This is a genomic window from Pseudomonas taiwanensis, assembly GCF_013393345.1.
In the GTDB taxonomy this organism is placed as follows: domain Bacteria; phylum Pseudomonadota; class Gammaproteobacteria; order Pseudomonadales; family Pseudomonadaceae; genus Metapseudomonas; species Metapseudomonas resinovorans_C.
This window is the reverse complement of record NZ_QJRF01000076.1, coordinates 90,313-114,117: the sequence shown is the minus strand read 5'-3', so window position 1 is coordinate 114,117 and position 23,805 is coordinate 90,313. Positions and strand designations below refer to the sequence as shown.

Here is a 23,805-nt window from a genome sequence, read left to right as displayed (position 1 = left end):
TCCCCGCAAAGCTGCCTTTACAGCAATCCGCTGGGCGTCTTCAGTACGTCCAGTTGCAGGCTGGTCTCGGAAGACAGCTCGCCATCCTCACCGAACAGCACCATGCCTGAGCGGCCGCGTGCCTTGACCTTGTACAGCGCCCGGTCGGCCGTCTGGTAAAGCCCGGAGAAATGCCGGGCATGGCGCGGGTAGAGTGCAATGCCGATGCTGATGCTCACCGACAGTTTCTCCGCGCCGTAGCACATGGGCGCCGCCAGTTCCTCCAGCAGGCGCCGGGCCAGTTTACAAGCCTCGACCTCGGCATCCGGCCCGCCGATCAGCACGGCGAACTCGTCGCCGCCCAGGCGTGCTACCGCATCCCCACCACGAACGTGCTCGCGCAGCCGCCGGCCGATGGTGCGCAGCATCTCGTCGCCGGCGTCGTGGCCGAAACGGTCGTTGATGGGTTTGAAGTGGTCCAGGTCGATCAGCATCAGCGCCAGCTGTTCCTCGTGACGCTTGGCATTGGCCAGCGCCGACTCCGTGCGCTCGATCAGGTAGCGGCGATTCGGCAGGTCGGTCAGGGCATCGTGGAAGGCAGCATGTTCCAGAGCGCGCTCCCGCTCGCTGAGGCGCTGGTTGGCGGCGGCCAGTTCGGCGGTTCGGGTAGTGACCGCCGCTTGCAATTCATCGGCGCTGGCCTGCATCTGCGCGAGGCGTGCGGCTTTCTCGCGGTCGGCCTGTTCGAGGGCGGCAGAGCGCTCTTGCTTGAGCATCTGGATACGGTAGGCCAGGGCGAAGGAGAAGAGGATCGATTCGGCCGCAACGGCCACCGGGAACATGTAGGCGGTGAAGTTGATCGGCTGGATCAGGCCGGCGGCGCGCATCACCAGCACAGCGGTGCTGATCAGCACGGTGCCGTAGCCCACCAGGTAGAAGCGCGCCGGAATGAAGCCCTGGCGCCAGCGGACCAGGGCACTGATCAGGGCCGTGGGCACGGTCACGATGGGCGTGATGGCGATCAGCAGGGCGCCTTCGGCGCGATAACCGAAGACGTTGATCACGATGGCAAGGGCGTAGAGCACGCAGGCCACATTGAACAGCCGGTCGGCCCAGCGCAGGCCCCGGCGTGTATAGAGCAGCTCCTGGGTGAAGCGCATCACGAAGATGCCCCAGAGCGAGGGCAGGGTGATGCGGTCCAGCCAGATCGGCACCGCTTGGTCCGGCCAGAAGTACTGGAAGCCGTGGCCGGTCATGCTGAGGATGAACACCAGCGCCGAGGCGGTGGCCAGTACATACCAGAGGTAGGCCTTGTCGCGGAGTGCCGCGAGGATGAACAGGTTGTAGAGGAACAGCGCCAGGATCACCCCGTAGACCAGTCCGAAGCCGAGGTTTTCAGTGGACTTCAGTTCCTTCAGGTCATCCGCCTGCCAGATCTTGAGCGGGAAGGAGTTGCCGGCCGGATCGAAGCTGCGGAAATACAGGGTCAGGGGCTCAGAGCCGATTTCCGGCAACTTGAACAGCATGCGCCGGTAGGAATAGTCACGGGTCTGGGCGAAGGGCAGCGCCTCGCTGGATTCGCGCTGGCTCCAGCCACCGCTGCCATCCGGCAGGAACAGGCTGACCCGGTACACAGTAATGCCGGAGTTCTCCAGCCACCATTGCTGGGGGGCGTCGCTGCTGCGGCTGAGTTGCACGCGCACCCACCACACGCTGCGGCTCTGGCCGACGGTGGCGCGACCATTGGCCGGCACGAAGCGCTGCTGCACGTCCGGCTTGGCCATGTCCTGGATATCCAGCGTGCCGTCTGGGTCTTCCAGCAGGTCGATCGCTCCATTGAGCGTGGCGCCGCTGCTCTGGGGCGTCAGTTCGAAGGCCGCCTGCACTGGCAAGCCGAGGCCCAGCCAACAGAGGAGCAGGAGGAGGGAAAGGATCGGACGTCGCACCGCACACGCTCCTTGTAAGTTATTTACTACTGCGGCTTGGCGGTTTGTAGGTCGGCAGGAGTATAGCTAGCCGAAGAATCTGTGATCACTTTGTACGCGATTTCCTACAGCCTTGCATTCGGGCCTTGAAGAAACCCAGCGTCAGCGTCGGATTTGCTCAAAATTTGTGCTATATTCCGCGCCCCGTGAAAAAGCCCGCTGGTCAAAAAATATGCAAGCTGCGAAGCCTCTGTTCGACTATCCGAAGTACTGGGCCGAATGTTTCGGTCCCGCGCCCTTCCTGCCGATGAGCCGGGAAGAGATGGATCAGCTCGGCTGGGACTCTTGCGACATCATCATCGTGACCGGCGACGCCTACGTCGACCATCCGTCGTTCGGCATGGCCATCATCGGCCGCCTGCTGGAAGCCCAGGGCTTCCGCGTGGGCATCATTGCCCAGCCGGACTGGCGCTCGAAGGACGACTTCATGAAGCTCGGCGAGCCGAACCTGTTCTTCGGCGTCGCAGCGGGCAACATGGACTCCATGATCAACCGCTACACCGCGGACAAGAAGATCCGTTCCGACGATGCCTATACCCCTGGCGGCACCGCCGGCAAGCGCCCTGATCGGGCCAGCCTGGTGTATAGCCAGCGCTGCAAGGAAGCCTTCAGCCATGTGCCGGTGATTCTCGGCGGCATCGAGGCCTCCCTGCGTCGCATCGCCCACTACGACTACTGGCAGGACAAGGTGCGCCGCTCCATCCTCATGGACGCCACCGCTGACATCCTGCTCTACGGCAATGCCGAGCGTGCCGTGGTCGAGATCGCCCAGCGCCTGTCCTGGGGCGAATCCATCGAAAGCATCACCGACGTGCGTGGCACCGCCTTCATTCGCCGCGACACCCCAGCGGACTGGTTCGAGATCGACTCCACCCGCATTGACCGCCCGGGCCATGTCGACAAGATCATCAACCCCTACGTCAACACCCAGGACACCGCCGCCTGCGCCATCGAGCAGGAGAAGGGCCCGGTCGACGATCCGGAAGAGGCCAAGGTGGTGCAGTTGCTGCCCAACCCGCGCCTGACCCGCGACAAGACCGTGATCCGCCTGCCGTCCTTCGAGAAGGTGCGCAACGACCCGGTGCTCTATGCCCACGCCAACCGCGTGTTGCACCTGGAGACCAACCCCGGCAACGCCCGCGCGCTGGTGCAGCGTCATGGCGAGGTGGACGTGTGGTTCAATGCGCCGCCCATCCCGATGACCACCGAAGAGATGGACTACGTCTTCGGCATGCCCTACGCCCGCGTTCCGCACCCCGCGTACGGCAAGGAAAAGATCCCGGCCTACGAGATGATCCGCTTCTCGGTAAACATCATGCGTGGCTGCTTCGGTGGCTGCACCTTCTGCTCCATCACCGAGCACGAAGGGCGGATCATCCAGAACCGCTCGCATGATTCGATCATTCGTGAGATCGAAGAAATGCGCGACAAGGTTCCGGGCTTCACTGGCGTGGTCTCGGACCTCGGCGGGCCGACCGCGAATATGTACCGAATCGCCTGCAAGGACCCGGAAATCGAGAAGCACTGCCGCAAGCCGTCCTGCGTGTTCCCGGGCATCTGCGAAAACCTCAACACCGACCACAGCTCGCTGATCGAGCTGTATCGCAAGGCGCGCGCCCTGCCGGGGGTGAAGAAGATCCTCATCGCCTCGGGCCTGCGCTACGACCTCGCGGTGGAGTCGCCGGAATACGTCAAGGAACTGGTCACCCACCATGTCGGCGGTTACCTGAAGATCGCTCCGGAGCACACCGAGCGCGGTCCGCTGGACAAGATGATGAAGCCGGGGATCGGCTCCTACGACCGCTTCAAGCAGATGTTCGAGAAGTTCTCGAAGGAAGCGGGCAAGGAGCAGTACCTGATCCCGTACTTCATCGCCGCCCACCCGGGTACCACGGACGAGGACATGATGAACCTCGCCCTCTGGCTCAAGCGCAACGGCTTCCGCGCGGACCAGGTGCAGGCTTTCTACCCGTCGCCCATGGCCAGCGCCACCGCCATGTACCACTCGGGCAAGAACCCCCTGCGCAAGGTCACCTACAAGAGCGACGGGGTGACGATCGTCAAGAGCGAGGAACAGCGCCGTCTGCACAAGGCTTTCCTGCGCTACCACGATCCGAAAGGCTGGCCGATGCTGCGCGCCGCACTGGAGCGCATGGGCCGCGCCGATCTGATTGGCAACGGCAAGCACCACCTGATTCCGACCTACCAGCCGGAAACTGGCGAGTACCAGAGCGCCCGCCGCAAGAACTCCACACCGGCCGGCAGCAAGAAAGTCGGCAAGATGCTTACCCAGCACACCGGCCTGCCGCCCCGCGCCAGCGACGGCAGCAATCCCTGGGACAAGCGCGAGCAGGCCAAGGCCGCCGCCTTTGCCCGCAAGCAGGCCGAGAACAAGGCCGCTGCAGCGGAGAAAGGCGGGAAGAAGAAACCCGCCAAGCGACCGGTCGCGCCGCGCTGATGAAAACGCCAGCCTTCAGGCTGGCGTTTTCTTATCTGTGCTCTCTGTAGGAGCGAGCTCTGCTCGCGAACAACCGCGCCGCACGCTCGCTCCTACACTGTCGTCTGTCGGCTTCTTCCTACAAAGTGATGATTGGCACTATAGTGCCAAAATCACAAGAAGAACCCGGTATTGCCCCATGCGCCCCTTCTCACTCCTGGCCCTTGCCCTTCTGCTCGCCGGTTGCGGCGATCAGGCTGATTCCCCCGTTACCCACGCCGACTTCCAGAAAGACCTGCAGGCCCGCCTGATCAAGGCCAAGCCCGGCACCGTCATCGAAATCCCAGCTGGCAAATGGCAGCTGGACCGCGGCCTCAGCCTCAAGGTCAGTGGAGTGACGCTCAAGGGCGCCGGCATGGACAAGACCATCCTCAGCTTCAAGGGCCAGAAGGCCGGTGCCGAAGGGCTGCTGGTGGACGCCTCGGACTTCACCATCGAAGACCTCGCCCTGGAAGACAGCAAGGGCGACGCCCTCAAGGTGGTCGGCGGCAAGAACATCATCATCCGCAATGTCCGCACCGAATGGACCAACGGTCCGGCCACCGAGAACGGCGCTTACGGCATCTACCCGGTGCAGACGGAAAACACCCTGATCGAAGGCGTGATCGCCATTGGCGCGTCGGACGCCGGCATCTACGTCGGCCAGTCGCGCAACGTGGTGGTGCGCAACAGCCGCGCCGAGCGAAACGTCGCCGGCATCGAGATCGAGAACACCATCGGCGCCGACGTCTACGACAACGTCGCCACTGGCAACACCGGCGGCATCCTGGTGTTCAACATGCCCAACCTGCAGCAGCCGGGACATGGCACACGCATCTACCGCAACAAGGTGCAGGGCAACAACCACGACAACTTCGGCCACAAGGGCACGCCGGTGGCCAGCGTACCCGCCGGTTCCGGCGTGGTGATCAACTCCAACGACGATGTGGAAATCTTCGACAACGACATCGGCAATCACCGCACGGCCAACGTCATCGTCAGCAGTTACTTCAGCACCGGCTACAGCGACCAATCCACCAGCGAAGACTTCGACCCTTACCCGGAACGTATCGCCATCCGTGGCAATCGCTTCGGGCCGGGCGGCGACAGCCCCGACCACCTCGAACTGAAAGCCCTCAAGGTCGCCAAGTTCGGCCTCAATGGCCGGCTGCCGGACATCCTCTGGGACGGCTACGTGAACCCCGCGAAGGTGGTAGGCGGCAAGCTGCCGGCCGAACTGGGCATCTGCGTCGACAACGGCGCGGCAACCCTGGTCAACGTCGACGGCCCCAACAACTTCAAGAACATCAGCACCGACATGGCCAATCACCGCTGCACGTTGCCACCGCTGCCGGAAGTGGTCCTGGCCGCAGCGGGGCAGGGGGCATGAGGGCAGCGCTGTGTCTGCTGCTCCTGCTGCTGTCCGGCTGTGGCCAGCAGCAGGAACCGCTCTACCTGCCCGAGGGCGAGAACTACCCGGAAAAGCTCAGTGGCTGGGGCATGCTGCAGCGGGTCGATGGCCATCTGCAGCCCGCGACAGAAGCGCTGGCCTATGACCTGAACACCCCGCTGTTCAGCGACTACGCCCACAAACTGCGCACCCTGTGGCTGCCGCCAGGCCAGGCGGTCCGCTATGGGGAGCAGCACTTCGACTTCCCGGTCGGCACGGTGCTGACCAAGACCTTCTACTACCCCAAGGACGAGCAGGGCCGCCTGCTGAAGAACACCCGTGATGATCGCGACCCGGCCAAGGGGCTGGCCGTGGCCAAGGTGCGACTGATGGAAACCCGCGTGTTGTTGCGTCAGCAGCAGGGCTGGGTAGCGCTGCCGTACGTGTGGGACGAGGCGCAGGGGGACGCGACCCTGGAATGGGCCGGTGCCAGCGCAGCGCTGCAACTGCACGACCAGCAGGGCGGTTCATTGCAGGTGGACTACCAGGTGCCCGATGCCAACCAGTGCGCCGGTTGTCATGAGGAACGCCGCGGAGAAGGGCTGCACCCCCTGGGGCCGAAGGCGCGCCATCTGAATCGCGACCTGGCCTATCCGGAGGCTGTGGAAAACCAGCTGCAACGCTGGCAGCGCCTGGGTTTGCTCCAAGGGTTGCCGGCGTCGGACCGCATCCCACGAAATGCCTTGGCCAGCGCACCCCGTGAAGGGGAAGGCCTGGAGCAGCAGGCGCGAAGCTACCTCGATATCAACTGCGCTCACTGCCACAACCCCAAGGGACCGGCGCGCACCTCCGGCCTCTACCTCGATCCCGCTACGCCGCTCGGCATTCCCTACGGCCTGTGCAAGCAGCCTGTGGCGGCGGGTAAGGGTTCAGGCGACCGCCTGGTGGATATCCACCCCGGTCAGCCGGATGCTTCTGTGCTGATCTACCGCGTCGAGAGCACCGACCCCAGCGTGATGATGCCCGAGCTGGGGCGCTCCACGGCACACCGTGAAGGGGTGGAGCTGCTGACGCGCTGGATCGCGGGTTTGCCGGGTGGATGCTGAGCGACGCATGCCTTTTGTGGGGGCGAATTCATTCGCGAATGGCCGCGGAGCGGCCTCTGACCTCAATAGCAGGCCGTTGGCCTGCATCGCGAATGAATTCGCTCCTACAGGTCCCGTCGGGACTTATACCCAATCGGCCTAACCAGCCTGGTGCGAATTCCCTTCTCCTTCATCTTCGACCGCTAGGCTTCAATTTCACCTGCTGGTCCGCCGCGAACCATTTTTGTGCGGCCGGGCCATCCGGGTGCGAAGGTGGCTCTTTTCCGGTGCTTGGAAGGGCCGAAATTGGTGGTTCGGGGGCTGGCACAAGTCTTGCGCAACTCCCGCTATCGCCCAGGCTCGCAGGAGGCACGCCGTGTCGATTCATGTCGCACTGCATCACGTCACCCACTATCGCTACGATCGTGAGGTCAATCTCGGCCCGCAGGTCATCCGCTTGCGGCCGGCGCCCCACAGCCGCTCGCGCATCCTCGGCTATTCGCTGAAGGTTTCGCCGGGCAAGCACTTCATCAACTGGCAGCAGGACCCCCAGGGCAACTACCTGGCGCGCCTGGTGTTCCCGGAGAAGACTCGTGAACTGAAGGTGGAAGTGGACCTGGTCGCCGAAATGGCGGTGTTCAATCCGTTCGACTTCTTCCTCGAGCCTTATGCCGAGCAGTTTCCCTTCAGCTACACGACCGATGACCAGCGTGAACTGGCGCCGTACCTCAGCCGCCTTCCCGCCGGCCCGCTATTCGCGGACTACCTGACGCGCATCGATCTGACCCCCAAGAGAAGCGTCGACTTCCTGGTGGCGCTCAACCAGCAGCTGTCGCGGGACATCCGCTACCTGATCCGCATGGAACCGGGCGTGCAGACGCCGGAGGAAAGCCTGGAGAAGGCTTGCGGTTCGTGCCGCGACTCGGCATGGCTGCTGGTTCAGCTGCTGCGCCACCTGGGTCTGGCCGCACGCTTCGTCTCCGGCTACCTGATCCAGCTCACCGCTGACCAAAAGTCCCTCGACGGCCCCAGTGGCACTGAAGTCGACTTCACCGACCTGCACGCCTGGTGCGAGGTCTACCTGCCAGGTGCCGGCTGGGTCGGCCTGGACCCCACCTCCGGCCTGTTCGCCGGTGAAGGCCACATTCCGCTGGCCTGCAGCCCGGAACCGACGTCGGCGGCGCCCATCAGTGGCGGGGTAGAGGAGTGCCAGTGCGAGTTCTCCCACGACATGCGCATCGAACGGGTCTGGGAAGCACCCCGGGTGACCAAGCCCTACAGCGATGAACAGTGGCAGGCGATCCGCGAACTCGGCGCGCGCATCGACGCCGATCTCTTCGCGGGCGACGTGCGCCTGACCATGGGCGGCGAGCCCACCTTCATCGCCATCGACTACCCCGATGATCCGGAGTGGAACACCGCTGCGTTGGGCGCCAACAAGCGCCGCCTGGCCGCCGACCTGTTCCATCGCCTGCGCAGCCACTATGCGCCCAGTGGCCTGGTGCACTTCGGCCAGGGCAAGTGGTACCCCGGTGAGCAACTGCCGCGCTGGTCGCTGAACTGCTACTGGCGCAAGGACGGCGAGTCCATCTGGCAGGACCCTGCCCTCTACGCCAACGAAAGTCGCAACTATGGCGCCGACGCCCCTCTGGCGGCTCGCTTCCTCAGCCGGCTGGCCAATCGGCTTGGGGTGCCGGATGACCATCAGTTCCCGGCATTCGAGGACTGGTACTACTACCTCTGGCGCGAGCGGAAGCTGCCCGTCAACGTGACTCCGGAGGATGCCCGCCTGGCCGACCCGATGGAGCGTGAGCGCCTGCGCCGGGTATTCGACCGTGGACTGGGTGAAGTCGTGGGGCACGTGCTGCCGCTGGCGCGCAGCGCCGCCGGAGATGCCTGGGAAAGTGGCCACTGGTTCCTGCGCGATGAACATTGCCGGCTGATGCCTGGCGACTCCGCCATGGGCTATCGCCTGCCGCTGGATTCCCAACCCTGGGTCAGCGAAGCGGACTATCCCTACGTCAACCCGGCCGACCCCAGCCAGCAGTTCCCGCCGCTGCGCCGCGCCGCGCTGATCCGCCAGCAATTGCGCGATGGAGGTCCGGGGGCCCATGGCGATGTCCGCGAGCCAAGCCTGCATCAGTCCGCCGGCGGCATCATCCGCACCGCCCTCTGCGCCGAACCCCGCGAAGGCCGGCTCTACCTGTTCATGCCGCCGCTTTCCGAGTTGGAGTCCTACCTGGAACTGGTGGCCGCCATCGAAGCCACGGCTGGTGAGCTGGACTGTCCGGTGCTGCTGGAGGGCTACGAGCCGCCCAGCGACCCGCGCCTGACCAATTTCCGTGTCACCCCCGATCCGGGCGTGATCGAAGTGAACATCCACCCCTCGGCCAACTGGGACGAACTGGTGGAGCGCACCGAATTCCTCTACGAGGCGGCGCGGCAGAGCCGGTTGTCCAGCGAGAAGTTCATGGTCGACGGTCGCCACGTCGGCACCGGTGGCGGCAACCACTTCGTGCTGGGGGGCGCCACCCCGGCGGATTCGCCCTTCCTGCGTCGTCCGGACCTGCTGCGCAGCCTGATCAGCTACTGGCACAACCACCCATCGCTGTCCTACCTGTTCTCCGGCCTGTTCATCGGCCCGACCTCGCAGGCGCCGCGCGTGGACGAGGCGCGCAACGACGCCCTCTACGAGTTGGAGATCGCCTTTGCACAGATGCCCCAGCCGGGCGCTGACTGTCCGCCCTGGCTGGTGGATCGCCTGCTGCGCAACCTGCTGGTGGACGTCTCCGGCAATACGCACCGCGCCGAGTTCTGCATCGACAAGCTCTACTCGCCGGACAGCAGCAGCGGGCGCCTCGGCCTGCTGGAGCTGCGCGCCTTCGAAATGCCGCCCCATGCGCGCATGAGCCTGGCCCAGCAACTGCTGCTGCGCGGCATGGTGGCGCGCTTCTGGAACGAGCCCTACCAGCCGCCGAAGCTTGTTCGCTGGGGCACCGAGCTGCATGACCGCTTCCTGCTGCCGCACTTCGTCCAGCAGGATTTCGACGACGTGGTCCACGAGTTCAACGCGGCTGGTTATCCGCTGCGCAGCGACTGGTTCGCCCCGCATTTCGAGTTCCGCTTCCCCAAATACGGCGACTACCAGGTCAAGGGCATCGATCTGGAACTGCGCCAGGCCCTGGAGCCCTGGCACGTGCTGGGCGAGGAGGGTTCGGCCGGCAGCACCGTGCGTTATGTGGATTCGTCCCTGGAGCGAGTGCAGGTGAGGGTCAACGGCATGGCGCCGGATCGCTACGTGCTGACCTGCAACGGCGAGCCGGTGCCGCTGCAGTCCACCGGCCGGGGCGGCGAGTTCATCGCCGGCGTGCGCTACCGCGCATGGCAACCGGCTGCTTGCCTGCAGCCCACCATCGGCGTGCAGGTGCCCCTGGTGTTCGACCTGGTGGATACCTGGATGCAGCGCTCCCTGGGTGGCTGCCAGTACCATGTCGCCCACCCCGGCGGGCGCAGCTACGACAGTTTCCCGGTAAACGCCTACGAGGCCGAAAGCCGCCGCCTGGCGCGCTTCTTCCGTCACGGGCATACGCCGGGCAAGCTGCTGGTCGGCAAGCCGGTGGTCGACGATGAACTGCCCATGACCCTGGATTTGCGTCGCCGCTAGCTTGGGCAAGGGCGCCCGGCCGACGATACAGCGGCCGGGCGTCGCGCTGTCCGCTAAAGTTTCCCTGCCGCCCAACTACCGAGCCCCCGATGTCCGAGCTGCTAGCCAACTATCCGCTGACCGCCACGGCCTACCACGAATTGCTGGATGACGAGGGTCAGGTGCGTCCCCACTGGCAGCGTTTGTTCCAGCAACTCGAGCGCAGCAGCCCGGCGCAGATTCGGCAGCGCCAGGAACTGCTGGCGCGGCAGATCCAGGAAAACGGCGTCACCTACAACGTGTACGCGGACCCCAAGGGCACCGACCGCCCCTGGGAGCTGGACCTGCTGCCCAACCTGCTCTCGGCCGAGGAATGGCAGCCCATCGCTGCTGGCGTGGCCCAGCGTGCGCGTTTGCTCAATGCCGTGCTGGCCGATCTGTATGGCGAGCAGCAGCTGCTGGTCGAAGGCTTGTTGCCCAGCGAACTGGTCTACGGTCATCCCAACTTCCTCTGGCCCTGCCAGGGCGTGCAGCCACCCGGCGGCATCTTCCTGCACAGCTACGCGGTGGATCTCGCCCGTGATGCCGATGGGCGCTGGCATGTGCTGGCCGATCGCACCCAGGCGCCGTCCGGGGCTGGCTACGCCCTGGAGAACCGGCAGATCGTGTCCCGCGCACTGCCGGAGCTCTATCGCGACCTGCGGGTGCAGTACCTCGCCGGCTACTTCCGCACCCTGCAGGAAACCCTGATCCGCCAGGCGCCCAGCGATGGCGAGACGCCGCTGGTGGTGCTGCTCACCCCCGGGCGTTTCAACGAAACCTATTTCGAGCATCTCTACCTGGCTCGCCAGCTCGGTTTTCCGCTGGTGGAAGGTCACGACCTGACGGTGCGCGACGCCACCCTCTACCTCAAGACCCTGGGTGGCCTGAAGCGCGTCCATGCCGTACTGCGCCGCCTCGACGACGACTACTGCGATCCACTGGAACTGCGCACCGACTCGGCGCTGGGCGTGCCCGGCCTGCTGGATGCGGTACGCCAGGGACGGGTCCTGGTGGCCAACGCCCTGGGCAGTGGCGTACTGGAATCGCCAGGGCTGCTGGGCTTCCTGCCGAAAGTCAGCCAGCGGCTGCTCGGCGAGGACCTGCTGCTGCCCACCGTCGGCACCTGGTGGTGCGGCCAGGGGCAAGTGCTGAGCAAGGCTCCGGACGGCCTGGCCGGGCTGGTGATCAAACCGGCCTTCCCCAGCCAGAGCTTCGAACCGCTGTTCGGCCACGCGCTTGAAGACGGTGCGCTGCTGGCGCTGCGCAAGCGCCTGCAGGCTCATCCTCACGCCTATGTCGCCCAGCGCCTGGCGCAGCTTTCCCAGGCGCCGGTCTGGCTCGGCGACGAAACAGGCGGTGAGTTGCATTCGCGAGCCATCGGCATGCGCGTGTTCGCCGTGGCAGGTGCCGACGGCAGCTACTGGGTGATGCCGGGCGGCCTGACACGGGTGGCCTCGGAGGCCGATGCCGAGGTGGTATCCATGCAGCGCGGCGGTGCCAGCAAGGACACCTGGGTGCTGGCCGACCTGCCGGTGGTGGGCGAGCCGCTGCGGCCCCGCACCATCGGCGCACGCGACCTGATCCGCCAGGACCCCTATCTGCCCTCGCGGGTTGTGGAAAACCTCTACTGGTTCGGTCGCTACGGCGAGCGCTGCGACGATGGCGCGCGGTTGCTGCGGGTGGTGCTGTCGCGCTATGTGGATGCCGACGGCGACGAGCAGGCGTTGCGCTCGGCACTACAGCTGGCCGGCGCCATTGGCCTCGTGCCGGTCGGCAAGGAACCCCTGGAGCAGCGCTTGCTGGCGGCTCTGCTGGACGACGAATGGCCGAGCAGCGTCAGTGCCAATCTGCGCCGCCTGCATTGGGCCGCAGCCCAGGTGCGCGGGCGGCTGTCACGGGAGAACTGGCACGCGGTGCTGGAGCTGCATCGTGAGGCCCAGGCTCTGGACCCGAAGCGCACCGATCTCGGCGAAGCGCTGGAATTCCTCAACCGCCTGCTGATGTCCCTGGCGGCCCTGTCCGGCTTCGCCCTGGACGACATGACCCGCGACGATGGCTGGCGCTTCCTGATGATCGGCCGTCGCATCGAGCGGGTGCAGTTCTATGCCGATGCCATTGCCGGCTTCCTCGAAGGGGGCGATTCCTGGGACCAGGGCGCTCTGGAATGGCTGCTGGAACTGGGCAACAGCACCATCACCTACCGTTCGCGCTACCTGGCCTCGCCGCAGTTGATCCCGGTACTCGACCTGCTCCTGCTGCATGACCAGAACCCCCACGCCCTGCGCTTCCAGCTGCAGGCCCTGGAACGTTCCCTCGGGCGCCTGCACCAGGAATTCGGCGCGCCCCAGGAACTGGTGCTGAGCGGGTTGATCGGGCGTCTGCTCGCCTTCGACCTGGCCACCCTGGAAGACCCGCTGTTCGGCAGTGACAGTCTGGCCGAGGTGCTGGCCGGACTGGCCGGGCTGCTGCGGGATATCGCACAGAACGTCGGACAGGTCTCCGATCGTCTCGGATTGCGCTATTTTGCCCACGTCGACGACGTCAGCCAGCAAACGGTATCGACCTGATGCACGCGCAAGCCCAATCCATCGCCCCTGTGCAGGGCGCCCGCTACCAGGTGTTCCACGACACCCACTATCGCTATTCGGCGCCGGTGTCGCTGTCCCAGCAGCTGGTGCACCTCTGGCCGCGAGAGTGCTCCTGGCAGGTGTGCAGCGGGCAGCAGTTGCTGATCAATCCCGAACCGACGTTGCGCCAGGACCTCACGGACGTCTTCGGCAACCCACTGACGCGCCTGGCCTTCGAACGCCCCCATGATGAGCTGCAGGTGAACGCGCGCCTGCAGATCGAAGTCCTGCCCCATGCGCCGCTGGACCTCGCCGCCTCACCGGCCTGGGAACAGGTGCCGGCCATCCTCGGCTTCACCGGCCGCGCCCTGTCGCCCATCGAACTGGACGCCTGCCGCTATCGCGTGGAATCGCCCTACGTGCGCATCAAGCGCCAATTCGCCGAATTCGCTGCTGGCTGCTTCCCGGCCGGCCGGCCACTGCTGCAGGGCACGGCCGCGCTGATGGAGAAGATCTTCAGTGAGTTCGCCTTCGATGCCGAGGCCACCCAGGTGGCAACGCCGCTGACCGAGGTGCTGGAGCGCCGCCGTGGCGTCTGCCAGGACTTCGCCCACCTGATGCTTGCCTGCCTGCGCTCCCGCGGGCTGGCGGCGCGCTACGTGAGCGGCTACCTGCTGACCCAGCCGCCACCCGGCCAGCCGCGCCTGATCGGCGCCGACGCTTCCCACGCCTGGGTCTCGGTGTACTGCCCGCGCAATGGCTGGGTGGACTTCGACCCCACCAACAACATCCTGCCCAACCTGGAACACATCACCCTGGCCTGGGGCCGCGACTTCTCCGATGTCTCGCCCCTGCGCGGGGTCATCCTCGGCGGCGGCAGCCACGACCCGGAAGTCCGCGTGACTGTCATGCCGCTCTGGGAACTCGCCGTCTGAAGCCCTCGCCGCTCTTGTAGGTTGGTCCGAGCTCAGCGAGGCCCAACGTCGTCCATTTCATGCGCCGCATCGTTGGGCTTCGTACCTCAGACCAACCTACGAAAAGCTCGCGGGCTGTTGCCGCGAGCACTTTGCCGGCGCCGTGCTAGCTTTTTCGGGGCCACTTCTCTCCTGCAAGGTGCTTTGCCATGGATGAAACAACCATCGTCAATGTGGGTACTGAGAAGGTCAGTGCGTTTATGACCACGGTCATGCAGTACGCCACAACCTTCGGCGTCAAGATTCTCGCGGCCATCGCCTTCTGGGTGGTGGGTCGCTGGCTCATCGGCTTCGCGGTCGGACTGGTCCAGCGCTCCCTGGAGCGACAGAAAGTGGACCCGACCGTACTGCGCTATGTCGGCTCGTTCATCACCGTCACCCTGAACGTCCTCCTGGTGGTGGGCATCCTCGGCTTCTTCGGCATCCAGACCACCAGCCTCGCGGCATTGATCGCGGCGGTCGGCCTGGCCATCGGCATGGCCTGGTCGGGGCTGCTGGCGAACCTGGCGGCGGGCGGATTCATCATCGTCCTGCGGCCGTTCAAGGTGGGCGACATGATCAGCGCTGGCGGCGTGACCGGTACGGTGAAGGAGATCGGTCTGTTCGCCACCACGATCAACACGCCGGACAACGTGATGACCCTGGTGGGCAACAACAAGATCTTCAGCGACACCATCCAGAACTTCAGCCACAACACCTTCCGCCGCGTGGAACTCAAGGCCCAGCTCTCCGGCGCCGCCGACTGGCACGCAGCCGCGGCTGTTCTCAAGGCGCGCATCGCCGCCATCCCCAATGTGCTCACCGAGCCGCCGGTGGATGTGGAAATCCTTGAGTTCAACCTGGTGGGACCGGTGCTGGCGGTACGACCTTATTGCCACAACGACAACTACTGGCAGGTGTATTTCGATACCAACCGCACCATCAAGGAAGCCCTGGGCTCGGACTTCCCGGCGCCCATGCCGGCGCAGACCATCATCGTGCAGCAGCCGCAGGGGTGATCTTGGGCAGGCCTGCGGCCTGCTTGGCGAATGAATTCGCCCCTACAGGAAAAACGCTCGGCTGATGCCGGCACAATCGACTCCCTCTCCCTCTGGGAGAGGGTTGGGGTGAGGGAAGCCCGGTCAGCCCTTGCGCAGATGCAGGATGGGGAATGGCTTCCCCGAGCCATCCACGGGCGAGCGGTCGTATTGCACGAAGCCCAAGCGCAGATAGAAACCCACCGCCTGCGGATTCTGTTCGTTCACATCGACGATGCGCGCGCCGAGCGCCAGCGCATGCTCCATCAGCCTGCGACCAAGGCCCTGGCCGCGAAGGGCTGGGTCGACGAACAGCATCTCCACCTTTTCCCCATCGGTCCCGATGAACCCGGTGATGCTGCCGGCGGCATCGCGCAGGCAGGCCACTTGCACCGCGTCCAGGTAGGCATCGCGCACCAGGGGTTTGAAGAACTGGATGTCGTCTTCACTGAGGAAATTGTGGGTAGCGCGCACGGCGCCCTCCCAGACTTCGATCAGGCGCTGGCGGTCGGCAGCGGAAAGGGTACTCAGGGTTTCGACGAAAGGGGTCATCCATGTCACCAGTGATGTTTGGCTCTGTTCCAGCGGTAGAGCAGGCGGGCGAACAGCTTGTAGCCGAGCTGCGCAAGGCCGTGGATCAGCGGCAGGGAGAAGAGTCGGGCTTTCCAGCGTTCTTCAGGTGAGTGGCGCCAGAGCACGATGAAGGCGTCCATCCCCATGCGCTTGACGCCCTGTTCGTCCACCAGGTGCAGGCGCTCGCGGACGTATTCCAGGTTCTCGCCGATTTCGTCTACCGCGCTGTTGTCCTGATGGACATCGGCCCACTCCACCTGGCAGGCGGTGGTCTTGCCTTTCTGGCCTTCGATGCCGGCCTTGCACACCGGGCATGCGCTGTTGAAATAGACCTTGATCCGCTCTTCGCCTGCCATGGGCCGCTCCTGGCCTTGGGGTTGTCCCGGACAGTTTAAAGCCGGGACGGGCGCGGGGTCAGTGGGGCTTGCGGTCGACCCATTTGGGCGCGCTGCTCGGGCGCCAGGCTTCCAGGCGGTCGAGCAGGATTTCCGGGTGGCCGCCGACCTGCAGCATGCCGCGGTGCTGGTCGCGGACGAAGCGCTCTTCCACCAGGTGGTCGAGGAAGTCGGTGAGCTTGTCGTAGAAGCTGTTCACTTCCAGCAGGCCCAGCGGTTTGCTGTGGTAGCCCAGTTGGCCCCAGGTCCAGATCTCGAACAGCTCTTCCAGGGTGCCCAGGCCGCCGGGCAGGGCGATGAAGGCGTCGGACAGCTCGGCCATGCGGGCCTTGCGGGCGTGCATGCCGTCCACCACTTCCAGGCGAGTCAGGCCTTTGTGGCCGATCTCGGCGTCCATCAGGCTCTGCGGAATCACCCCGATGACTTCGCCACCGGCAGCCAGGGCCGCATCGGCCACGGTGCCCATCAGGCCAACTGCGCCACCGCCGTAGACCAGCGTGATACCGCGCTCGGCCAGGGTGTGGCCAAGAAGGGCGGCTGTTTCACGGTAGATCGGCTTGGCGCCGGGGCTGGCGCCGCAGAACACGCAGATGGAACGCAAGGACATGGGGGACTCCTCGGGCGAAAAAAGCGCGCAAGGGTACCGATTTAGTGCCCGGGCTCCAAGCTGTTCGAGCGGTCAGCTTCCGAACGGTAGGTGCTGGAATCAGTCTGGACCGCCGCCGCAAGCCCCGGCGGGAGGGGCGGCGAGCAGGCTTCAGCGGTGTGGATGGCGCATCGCCTTCTGGACGAATGGCGCCACGACAGATCAGGCCAGCTTCAGCAATTCCGCCGCCGTCATCCCTGACAGGCCCAGCAGGCACAAGCCGCAGGCCAGGTAGGTGAGGCGGTGCCAGAGGGTGGAGGCCGCGCGGCGGAACCAGTCCACCAGGCCGGCGCAGATGAAGCACCAGAGCAACGACGACAGCATGAAGCCGCCGAAGAACACCGCCAGGTGTGTGGGCGTCGGCTCGGCCACACCCACAGCCGCCATGGCTCCGCCCATCGCGGCCCAGTAGACGATGTTCTGCGGGTTGGTCAGCGACAGCGCGGCGCCGGAGGCGAAGGCCCCGCCGCTGGCGCCTTGCTCGTCGGTCGAGGGCTGCGGCGGACGATGGGCGTCACGCAGCGACTGCAGGCCGAGCCAGCCCAGATACAGGGCACTGGCGATGGTCAGGGGGTAGCGCACGGTGGCGCTGTCCAGCAACAGGGCGAGGCCAGTTAGGCCCAGTGCGGCCCAGGTGGCATCGCCCACCAGTGAGCCGATCTGCACCATCAGCGCGGGCTTGTAGCCGTCGCGCAGGCCACGCCGCAGGGTTTCGCTGAACACCGCGCCGGGTGCTGCGTTGAACACGAATCCGAGAAGCATCGCGGCAATGAAGAAGGACAACATGAGCCTTGAAATTCCTTGTTTCAGACGGGTTGCGGCTTGTTGCCGCACGATATGGGAACTCGTGGATAAATGGTGCAGTCTCCCTTCTTGGGGCATTTCTGCCCTTTCTGCCAAGGAGACTCCCATGATTCGCAAGCTCGTCGTTGCATCCGTGCTGGCCCTGGCCAGTGCACCTCTGCTGGCTGCTGAATGTACCGTGGATGTGCAGGCCACCGATCAGATGACTTTCGATACCAAAGAGATCAAGGTCAGCAAGAGCTGCAAAACCTTCACCGTGAACCTCAAGCACTCCGGCAAGCTGGCCAAGAACGTGATGGGTCACAACTGGGTGCTGAGCAAGACCGCTGATGCCCAGGCCATTGCCACCGAAGGCATGACCGCCGGCCTCGACAAGGATTACCTGAAGGCCGACGACGCCCGTATTATTGCCCACACCAAGATGATCGGCGGTGGCGAGAGCGACAGCGTAACCTTCGATGTGGCCAAGCTGGCTGCCGGTGAAAGCTACGAGTTCTTCTGCTCGTTCCCGGGTCACGTGTCGATGATGAAGGGCACCCTGGCCCTGGTCGACTGACCCTCAGGTGAACACGAAAAAGGCCGCTCCGTGTAGCGGCCTTTTTTCATGGGGGTTGTTGTGGGAGCGAATTTATTCGCGATAAACCGTGAAATGGCCTAGGACCACGGGCCGCCGGCGGACCTTCGCGAATGAATTCGCCCCTACTGGCCAGCCGTCATCTTGAAAATGCCCTGGGCATTGCCGCTGTCGAAGTTCAGGTCCAACCGGGCGTCGTCCGGATCGATCTCGCGCTGGATGAACTCCACGAACGACCCCGGTACCTCGCGCTGTACGGCACGGCCGCTTTCGTCGATGAAGTCGCGCTGCACCTGCACAGCGCGGTAGGCGGTCTGCATCACCCGGCCGGACGCCGAGATCTCGATGCTGGCCTTCATCGGCCGGCCCTTGGCATTTTGCTCATCCACGACCGACTGCAGGTTGGCGACGCGGTCGGTGAGGTGGTTGAACATGTTGCCTTCTGTGGCGATCCAGGCCATTTCCACGCTTTCGTCGCGCAACTGCTGATAGTCGCTTTCCTGCACCACGCCGTGCTGGCGGTCGAAGGCGCGATAGAGCGCGGGCAGCAGGTGCCGGGCCTCGGCCTCGCTGCATTGGCGCTGGCGCCAGAGGGTGTCGAGGATGGCCTTGTGGCTGGCGTCCAGCGGGTCGCGGCTATCGCCTACCACGCGGCTCACTGCCAGTTGGAAGCTTTCGCCGAAGCGGCCTGGATGCAGTTCGGAGACGAAGAACTGGGCGATGTCCTCAGGCAGGTCCATCTGCCGGTAGGCATAGCCGGTCATCTTCAGCTTGGTCAGTGGATAAGTGCGCACGTCGGCGAAGCCCAGGGGCTCCAGCAAACGGGCGAACGCCTGGCGGCCACGGGGCAGGGCGCCGTTGTCCGGCCAGTCGACGGTGCGGATGGCGCCGTGATCGAACACCACCTGACGGCCCTTGGCGCGTTGTTCTTCCACATAGGTGCGGCCGATGGGGACCGCCTCCACCAGTTTGTGGAACAGGCAGAGGTTCAGCGCCTCGGCCAGCCAGGCGCGATGCACGGCGGTTTCGCTGAAGGGGAATGCGGACAGGCCTGCGGGGACTTCCACGTGGGCGTTGACCCAGCGGGCGGCGGATTCACCGATCACGCTGGCGACCAGGGCAAACAGGCGTTGGTTGGCGGACATGGAGCGATTCCGGGATGAAGAAAGGTGAGCCTATCCAAGCAGCCCTGCGGCGGCGGGGCAAACGAAAAAAACCGGTGGGTTCATTCCGTTTTTTCCTGAATGCGGGGCCGTGCACCTGATTGCTCTACCTGTGGGGGCGAATTCATTCGCTTTGCAGGCCGAAGGCCTGCCTCTAGGACTTCCGTGGGGCAGCTGCGCTGCCCATAGCGAATGAATTCGCCCCCACAAGAGCAGCCCTGTCAGGGCTATTCCTGATCCAGTTGCTCCAGCATCCAGCGCACGAAGTCCTTCACTTTCGGCACTTCCGCCGCGTGCTCGGAGTAGGCCAGGTAGTAGGCGTTGCGGCTGGGCATGGGGTGATCCCAGGGAATCACCAGCTTGCCTTCGGCCAGCTCCTCTTCCACCAGGAAACGCGGCAGCAGGGCCACGCCGCAGCCCGCCTGGGCGGCACGGATGCACATATAGGACGTGTCGAAGCGCGGCCCGTGGTAGCTGTGCTCGGTGTGCCGGTCCTGGCTCTGGAACCACTCGTGCCAGGCCTCGGGGCGAGTGGCGTTCTGCAGCAGCACCAGGTCGGTGAGTTGGGTCGGCTCGGTGAAGGGGTTCTCGGGCATCGCGCCCGGGGCGCAGACCGGCACCACTTCCTCGCTGAACAGGCGGATGCACTCGGCGCCGGGCAGGGCGCCATGGCCGAAGTAGAAGGCTACGTCGCAGCGGCCCTGGACCAGGGCGTTGGGCTCAAGCTCATTGCGCAGGTCCAGGTGCACGTTCGGGTGGCGCAAGCGCCAGCCCTTGAGCCGAGGGATCAGCCAGCGCGCGCCAAAGGTGGGTGGAGTGGCCACGCGCAGGACTTCGGTATCGCCGCCGTAGGACAGCATGTAGTGGGTGGACATCTCCACCTGAGCGAGGATCTTGCGCACTTCGGTCAGGTACAGCGAGCCCGCCGGGGTCAGCTGCAGACGCCGGCGTACGCGGCGGAACAGCAGGTGCTGGAGCAGCTCCTCCAGCTGCGCCACCTGCTTGCTCACTGCACTCTGGGTGAGGTTCAGCTCCTCGGATGCCCGCGTGAAACTGAGGTGCCGCGCGACTGCTTCGAAGCATTGCAGGGCGGTGATCGAGGGCATGTGGCGTTTGAGCATCGCGGATTCTCGGGGCGGGCCGGAACATGAATAAACGGAATGATATGTGTCGGAAAGGTCGTTTGTTGGCAAGCCCTTTTCGCAGCTATTACTGGTGGCATTCAGATTCAGGGCCGGACCGGTAGGAGCGAGCTTGCTCGCGAAGCCTTCGCCAGCAAGCTGGCTCCTACAGGGATCGCGCTACCCACTCGTTGAGACAGGAGTTCCCATGGTTGCCGCACTGCTTGACCGCCTCGGTGTCGATTCATCCCTCTATCAGCAAGGCGATCACGCCGTTCATTCCCCCATCGACGGCAGCCGCATCGGCACCGTGCGCCTGGAAGGCCGCGCCGAAGTCGAAGCGAAGATCGCCCGCGCTGCCGAAGCCTTCCAGGCCTGGCGCAAGGTGCCGGCGCCCCGTCGCGGCGAACTGATCCGTCAGTACGGCGAAGTGCTTCGCGAGTACAAGTCCGAACTGGGCGAGCTGGTGTCCTGGGAAGCTGGCAAGATCACCCAGGAAGGCCTGGGTGAAGTGCAGGAAATGATCGACATCTGCGACTTCGCCGTCGGCCTGTCGCGTCAGCTCTACGGTCTGACCATCGCCTCCGAGCGCCCCGGCCACCACATGCGTGAAACCTGGCATCCGCTGGGCGTTGTCGGCGTCATCAGCGCGTTCAACTTCCCGGTCGCCGTCTGGTCCTGGAACACCGCGCTGGCGCTGGTCTGCGGCAACCCGGTGGTGTGGAAACCCTCCGAAAAGACCCCCCTCACCGCGCTGGCCTGCCAGGCGCTGTTCGAACGCGTGGCGAAGAATTTCAGCGAGGCTCCGGCCCACCTCAGCCAGGTGGTGATCGGTGCTCGCGAAGCCGGCGAAGCCCTGGTGGATGACCCGCGCGTGGCACTGGTCAGCGCCACCGGCAGCACCCGCATGGGCCGTGAAGTCGCACCCCGCGTGGCGGCGCGCTTCGCCCGCAGCGTGCTGGAACTGGGCGGCAACAACGCGATGATCCTCGCCCCCAGCGCCGATCTCGACCTGGCGGTGCGTGCCATTCTGTTCAGCGCCGTCGGCACCGCCGGCCAGCGCTGCACCACGCTGCGCCGCCTGATCGCCCATGAATCGGTGAAGGCTGAGATCGTCGAGCGCCTGAAGGCCGCCTATTCCAAGGTGCGCATCGGCCATCCGCTGGAAGGCAACCTGATCGGTCCGCTGATCGACAAGCAAAGCTACGAGGGCATGCAGCGAGCGCTGGAGCAGGCCCGCGCCGAAGGCGGCAAGGTCTTCGGTGGCGAGCGTCAGCTCGAAGCGCAGTTCCCGAATGCCTACTACGTGTCCCCGGCCATCGTCGAAATGCCCGCCCAGAGCGCGGTGGTCTGCCACGAGACCTTCGCCCCGATCCTCTACGTGGTCGGCTACAGCGACTTCGAGGACGCCGTCGCCCTCAACAACGCCGTGCCCCAGGGGCTGTCGTCCTGCGTGTTCACCACCGATGTGCGCGAGGCCGAACTGTTCCAGTCGGCGGTGGGCAGCGACTGCGGTATCGCTAACGTCAACATCGGCCCGAGCGGCGCGGAAATCGGTGGCGCCTTCGGTGGCGAGAAAGAAACCGGTGGCGGCCGCGAATCCGGCTCGGATTCCTGGAAGGCCTACATGCGCCGTCAGACCAACACCGTGAACTACTCCCACGAACTGCCGCTGGCCCAGGGCATTACCTTCGACTGAGTGGGTTCCGGCCCTAAGGACTGTTATCCATGACCCTGCGCCAGGAATGCCTCTGGGAATATCTGACGCCACAACTGCCGGAAAGCCCTGTGCTGCACGGCGAGGTCAAGGTCGATGTCTGCGTGATCGGGGCCGGTTTCACCGGCCTCTCCGCCGCGTTGCACCTGCTGGAGGCGGGCAAGCGTGTTTGCCTGCTGGAGGCTCACACCGCCGGTCATGGCGGTTCCGGGCGCAACGTAGGACTGGTCAATGCCGGCATGTGGATTCCGCCGGATGAGATCGAAGCCGGCCTCGGCCACACCGTCGGCGAGCGCCTCAACCGCACCCTGGGTGCCGCGCCATCCCTGGTGTTCTCCCTGGTGGACCGCTACGACATCGACTGCCAGCTGCGCCGCGAAGGCACGTTGCACATGGCCCACAACGCCCGTGGCCAGGCCGACCTCGCCAGCCGCTGCGAGCAATGGAAGCGCCGTGGCGCACCGGTGGAACTGCTGACCGGCGCCGCCTGCCGCGAAGCCACCGGCACCGACAAGATCGCCGCCGCGCTGCTCGATCGCCGCGCGGGCACCCTCAATCCGATGGGCTACACCCGTGGCCTGGCCCGTGCGGTGAAATACCTCGGCGGCCAGCTCTTCGAACATTCGCCCGTACTGCGTCTGGAGCGCCAGGGCGCCAACTGGTGCGTGGTCAGCGAACACGGCGTGGCCATCGCCCCGCAAGTGGTGATCGCCTCCAACGCTTACACCGAGGGCGAGTGGACGGAACTGCGCCGCCATTTCTTCCCCGGTTTCTACTACCAGGTGGCTTCCACGCCGCTTTCGGGCGAGGCCGCCGCGCGCATCCTGCCGGGCGGGCAGGGTTCCTGGGATACCCGCCAGGTGCTCAGCAGCATCCGTCGCGACGCCGCCGGCCGCCTGCTGCTCGGCAGCCTGGGCAACGGTTCGCGCAAGCCGGACTGGTTCCTGCGCGCCTGGGCCGATCGCATCCAGCGCCACTACTTCCCGTATCTGGGCAAGGTGGACTGGGAATTCACCTGGACCGGTTGCATCGATTTCACCCCCGACCACCTGATGCGCCTCTACGAGCCGGCGCCCGGTCTGCTCGCCTTCACCGGCTACAACGGCCGTGGCGTGACCACCGGCAGCGTGGTGGGCAAGGCGTTCGCCGACTATCTGCTCAGTGGTGACGAGACGGTCCTGCCGATGCCTTTCCAGCCGATGCGAGCGGTGGCGGCGGTGGGGCTGCGCAGTTCGCTCTACGAAGCGGGCTTTTCGCTCTACCACGCGGGTCAGTGCCTGCGTGTGGTGATCTAGCTGAAAGGGCGGCCTGGCGTAGGGTGGACCACGCTTCACCGGTCCACCATGGGCGTCAGAACCGGCATCGAATGGTGGAAATGAAAAGCGATTTCCACCCTACGAAAAGCTCGGACTGGTTATTGAACGCGTGACGCGGGTAGCAAAAAAATTCACTGCATGGCTTTCGGGGAGTAGGAACTTTCTTGCAGGATTGGGGGAACGGTAACAGGGCGGAGTGGGAAAATTCGCGCACCAGTGATGTGCAAATAAGTACCGCGAGTCTATTGTTAGCGAATCTGCTGGCACACTGATGCCGTGGGGCTTCCAGACGCGTCTGAAGATTAATCGGCGTTATTTGGAAGTTATTGATTTAAAAGA

17 protein-coding genes are annotated in these 23,805 nt (G+C 65.1%); 10 read left to right on the top strand and 7 right to left on the bottom strand.

Annotated elements, in window-relative coordinates; translation table 11 throughout:
- Positions 1 to 17 precede the first annotated feature (17 nt).
- A complete protein-coding gene (locus tag DM872_RS27750) occupies positions 18 to 1,925 on the bottom strand; it encodes a diguanylate cyclase domain-containing protein (RefSeq protein ID WP_179062417.1) in 1,908 nt (635 codons plus the stop codon).
- Between the two features lie 211 nt (positions 1,926 to 2,136).
- On the opposite strand from DM872_RS27750, the gene DM872_RS27745 reads away from it, so the two are divergent.
- From DM872_RS27745 to DM872_RS27715, 7 genes are all read left to right on the top strand, one after another.
- Positions 2,137 to 4,422, top strand: coding sequence for a YgiQ family radical SAM protein (locus DM872_RS27745; RefSeq protein WP_179062416.1), 2,286 nt, complete (start codon positions 2,137 to 2,139; stop codon positions 4,420 to 4,422).
- Positions 4,423 to 4,600: 178 nt separating this feature from the next.
- Positions 4,601 to 5,830 (top strand): parallel beta-helix domain-containing protein, encoded by a 1,230-nt coding sequence (locus tag DM872_RS27740; protein ID WP_179062415.1) that lies wholly within the window; start codon positions 4,601 to 4,603, stop codon positions 5,828 to 5,830.
- Positions 5,827 to 6,936 carry an SO2930 family diheme c-type cytochrome gene (locus DM872_RS27735; RefSeq protein ID WP_179062414.1) on the top strand — a complete coding sequence of 370 codons (1,110 nt, stop codon included), beginning with the start codon at positions 5,827 to 5,829 and terminating at the stop codon, positions 6,934 to 6,936. Before DM872_RS27740 ends, DM872_RS27735 begins: the two co-directional genes overlap by 4 nt.
- A 355-nt stretch (positions 6,937 to 7,291) precedes the next feature.
- Positions 7,292 to 10,579, top strand: coding sequence for a transglutaminase family protein (locus tag DM872_RS27730; protein WP_179062413.1), 3,288 nt, complete (start codon positions 7,292 to 7,294; stop codon positions 10,577 to 10,579).
- A gap of 89 nt (positions 10,580 to 10,668) precedes the next feature.
- Complete coding sequence (locus tag DM872_RS27725) at positions 10,669 to 13,167, top strand: circularly permuted type 2 ATP-grasp protein (RefSeq protein WP_179062412.1); 2,499 nt, start codon at positions 10,669 to 10,671, stop codon at positions 13,165 to 13,167.
- Positions 13,167 to 14,102, top strand: coding sequence for a transglutaminase family protein (locus tag DM872_RS27720; RefSeq protein ID WP_179062411.1), 936 nt, complete (start codon positions 13,167 to 13,169; stop codon positions 14,100 to 14,102). Before DM872_RS27725 ends, DM872_RS27720 begins: the two co-directional genes overlap by 1 nt.
- A gap of 188 nt (positions 14,103 to 14,290) precedes the next feature.
- Positions 14,291 to 15,139, top strand: coding sequence for a mechanosensitive ion channel family protein (locus tag DM872_RS27715; RefSeq protein WP_179062410.1), 849 nt, complete (start codon positions 14,291 to 14,293; stop codon positions 15,137 to 15,139).
- 123 nt (positions 15,140 to 15,262) lie between these two features.
- Here the strand turns inward: DM872_RS27715 and DM872_RS27710 are convergent, their stop codons facing one another.
- From DM872_RS27710 to DM872_RS27695, 4 genes are all read right to left on the bottom strand, one after another.
- Positions 15,263 to 15,709 (bottom strand): GNAT family N-acetyltransferase, encoded by a 447-nt coding sequence (locus DM872_RS27710; RefSeq protein WP_179062409.1) that lies wholly within the window; start codon positions 15,707 to 15,709, stop codon positions 15,263 to 15,265.
- 5 nt (positions 15,710 to 15,714) lie between these two features.
- A complete protein-coding gene (locus DM872_RS27705) occupies positions 15,715 to 16,086 on the bottom strand; it encodes a thiol-disulfide oxidoreductase DCC family protein (RefSeq protein WP_179062408.1) in 372 nt (123 codons plus the stop codon).
- Between the two features lie 58 nt (positions 16,087 to 16,144).
- Positions 16,145 to 16,732 carry an LOG family protein gene (locus tag DM872_RS27700; protein ID WP_077523727.1) on the bottom strand — a complete coding sequence of 196 codons (588 nt, stop codon included), beginning with the start codon at positions 16,730 to 16,732 and terminating at the stop codon, positions 16,145 to 16,147.
- A 201-nt stretch (positions 16,733 to 16,933) separates the two neighbouring features.
- Positions 16,934 to 17,557, bottom strand: coding sequence for a LysE family transporter (locus DM872_RS27695; protein ID WP_179062407.1), 624 nt, complete (start codon positions 17,555 to 17,557; stop codon positions 16,934 to 16,936).
- A 124-nt stretch (positions 17,558 to 17,681) separates the two neighbouring features.
- Between DM872_RS27695 and azu the strand changes: the two genes are divergently transcribed.
- Positions 17,682 to 18,131 (top strand): azurin, encoded by a 450-nt coding sequence (gene azu, locus DM872_RS27690; protein WP_179062406.1) that lies wholly within the window; start codon positions 17,682 to 17,684, stop codon positions 18,129 to 18,131.
- 143 nt (positions 18,132 to 18,274) lie between these two features.
- Here the strand turns inward: azu and DM872_RS27685 are convergent, their stop codons facing one another.
- Both DM872_RS27685 and DM872_RS27680 read right to left on the bottom strand, forming a co-directional pair.
- Positions 18,275 to 19,294: a DUF1338 domain-containing protein gene (locus DM872_RS27685; RefSeq protein ID WP_179062405.1), complete on the bottom strand. Its 1,020-nt coding sequence runs from the start codon at positions 19,292 to 19,294 to the stop codon at positions 18,275 to 18,277.
- Between the two features lie 245 nt (positions 19,295 to 19,539).
- Entirely contained in the window at positions 19,540 to 20,433 is an 894-nt protein-coding gene (locus tag DM872_RS27680) for a LysR family transcriptional regulator (RefSeq protein WP_179062404.1), read from the bottom strand.
- Between the two features lie 208 nt (positions 20,434 to 20,641).
- On the opposite strand from DM872_RS27680, the gene amaB reads away from it, so the two are divergent.
- Complete coding sequence (amaB, locus tag DM872_RS27675) at positions 20,642 to 22,132, top strand: L-piperidine-6-carboxylate dehydrogenase (protein ID WP_179062403.1); 1,491 nt, start codon at positions 20,642 to 20,644, stop codon at positions 22,130 to 22,132.
- Between the two features lie 29 nt (positions 22,133 to 22,161).
- Positions 22,162 to 23,445 (top strand): L-pipecolate oxidase, encoded by a 1,284-nt coding sequence (amaA, locus tag DM872_RS27670; protein WP_179062402.1) that lies wholly within the window; start codon positions 22,162 to 22,164, stop codon positions 23,443 to 23,445.
- Positions 23,446 to 23,805: the final 360 nt, after the last annotated feature.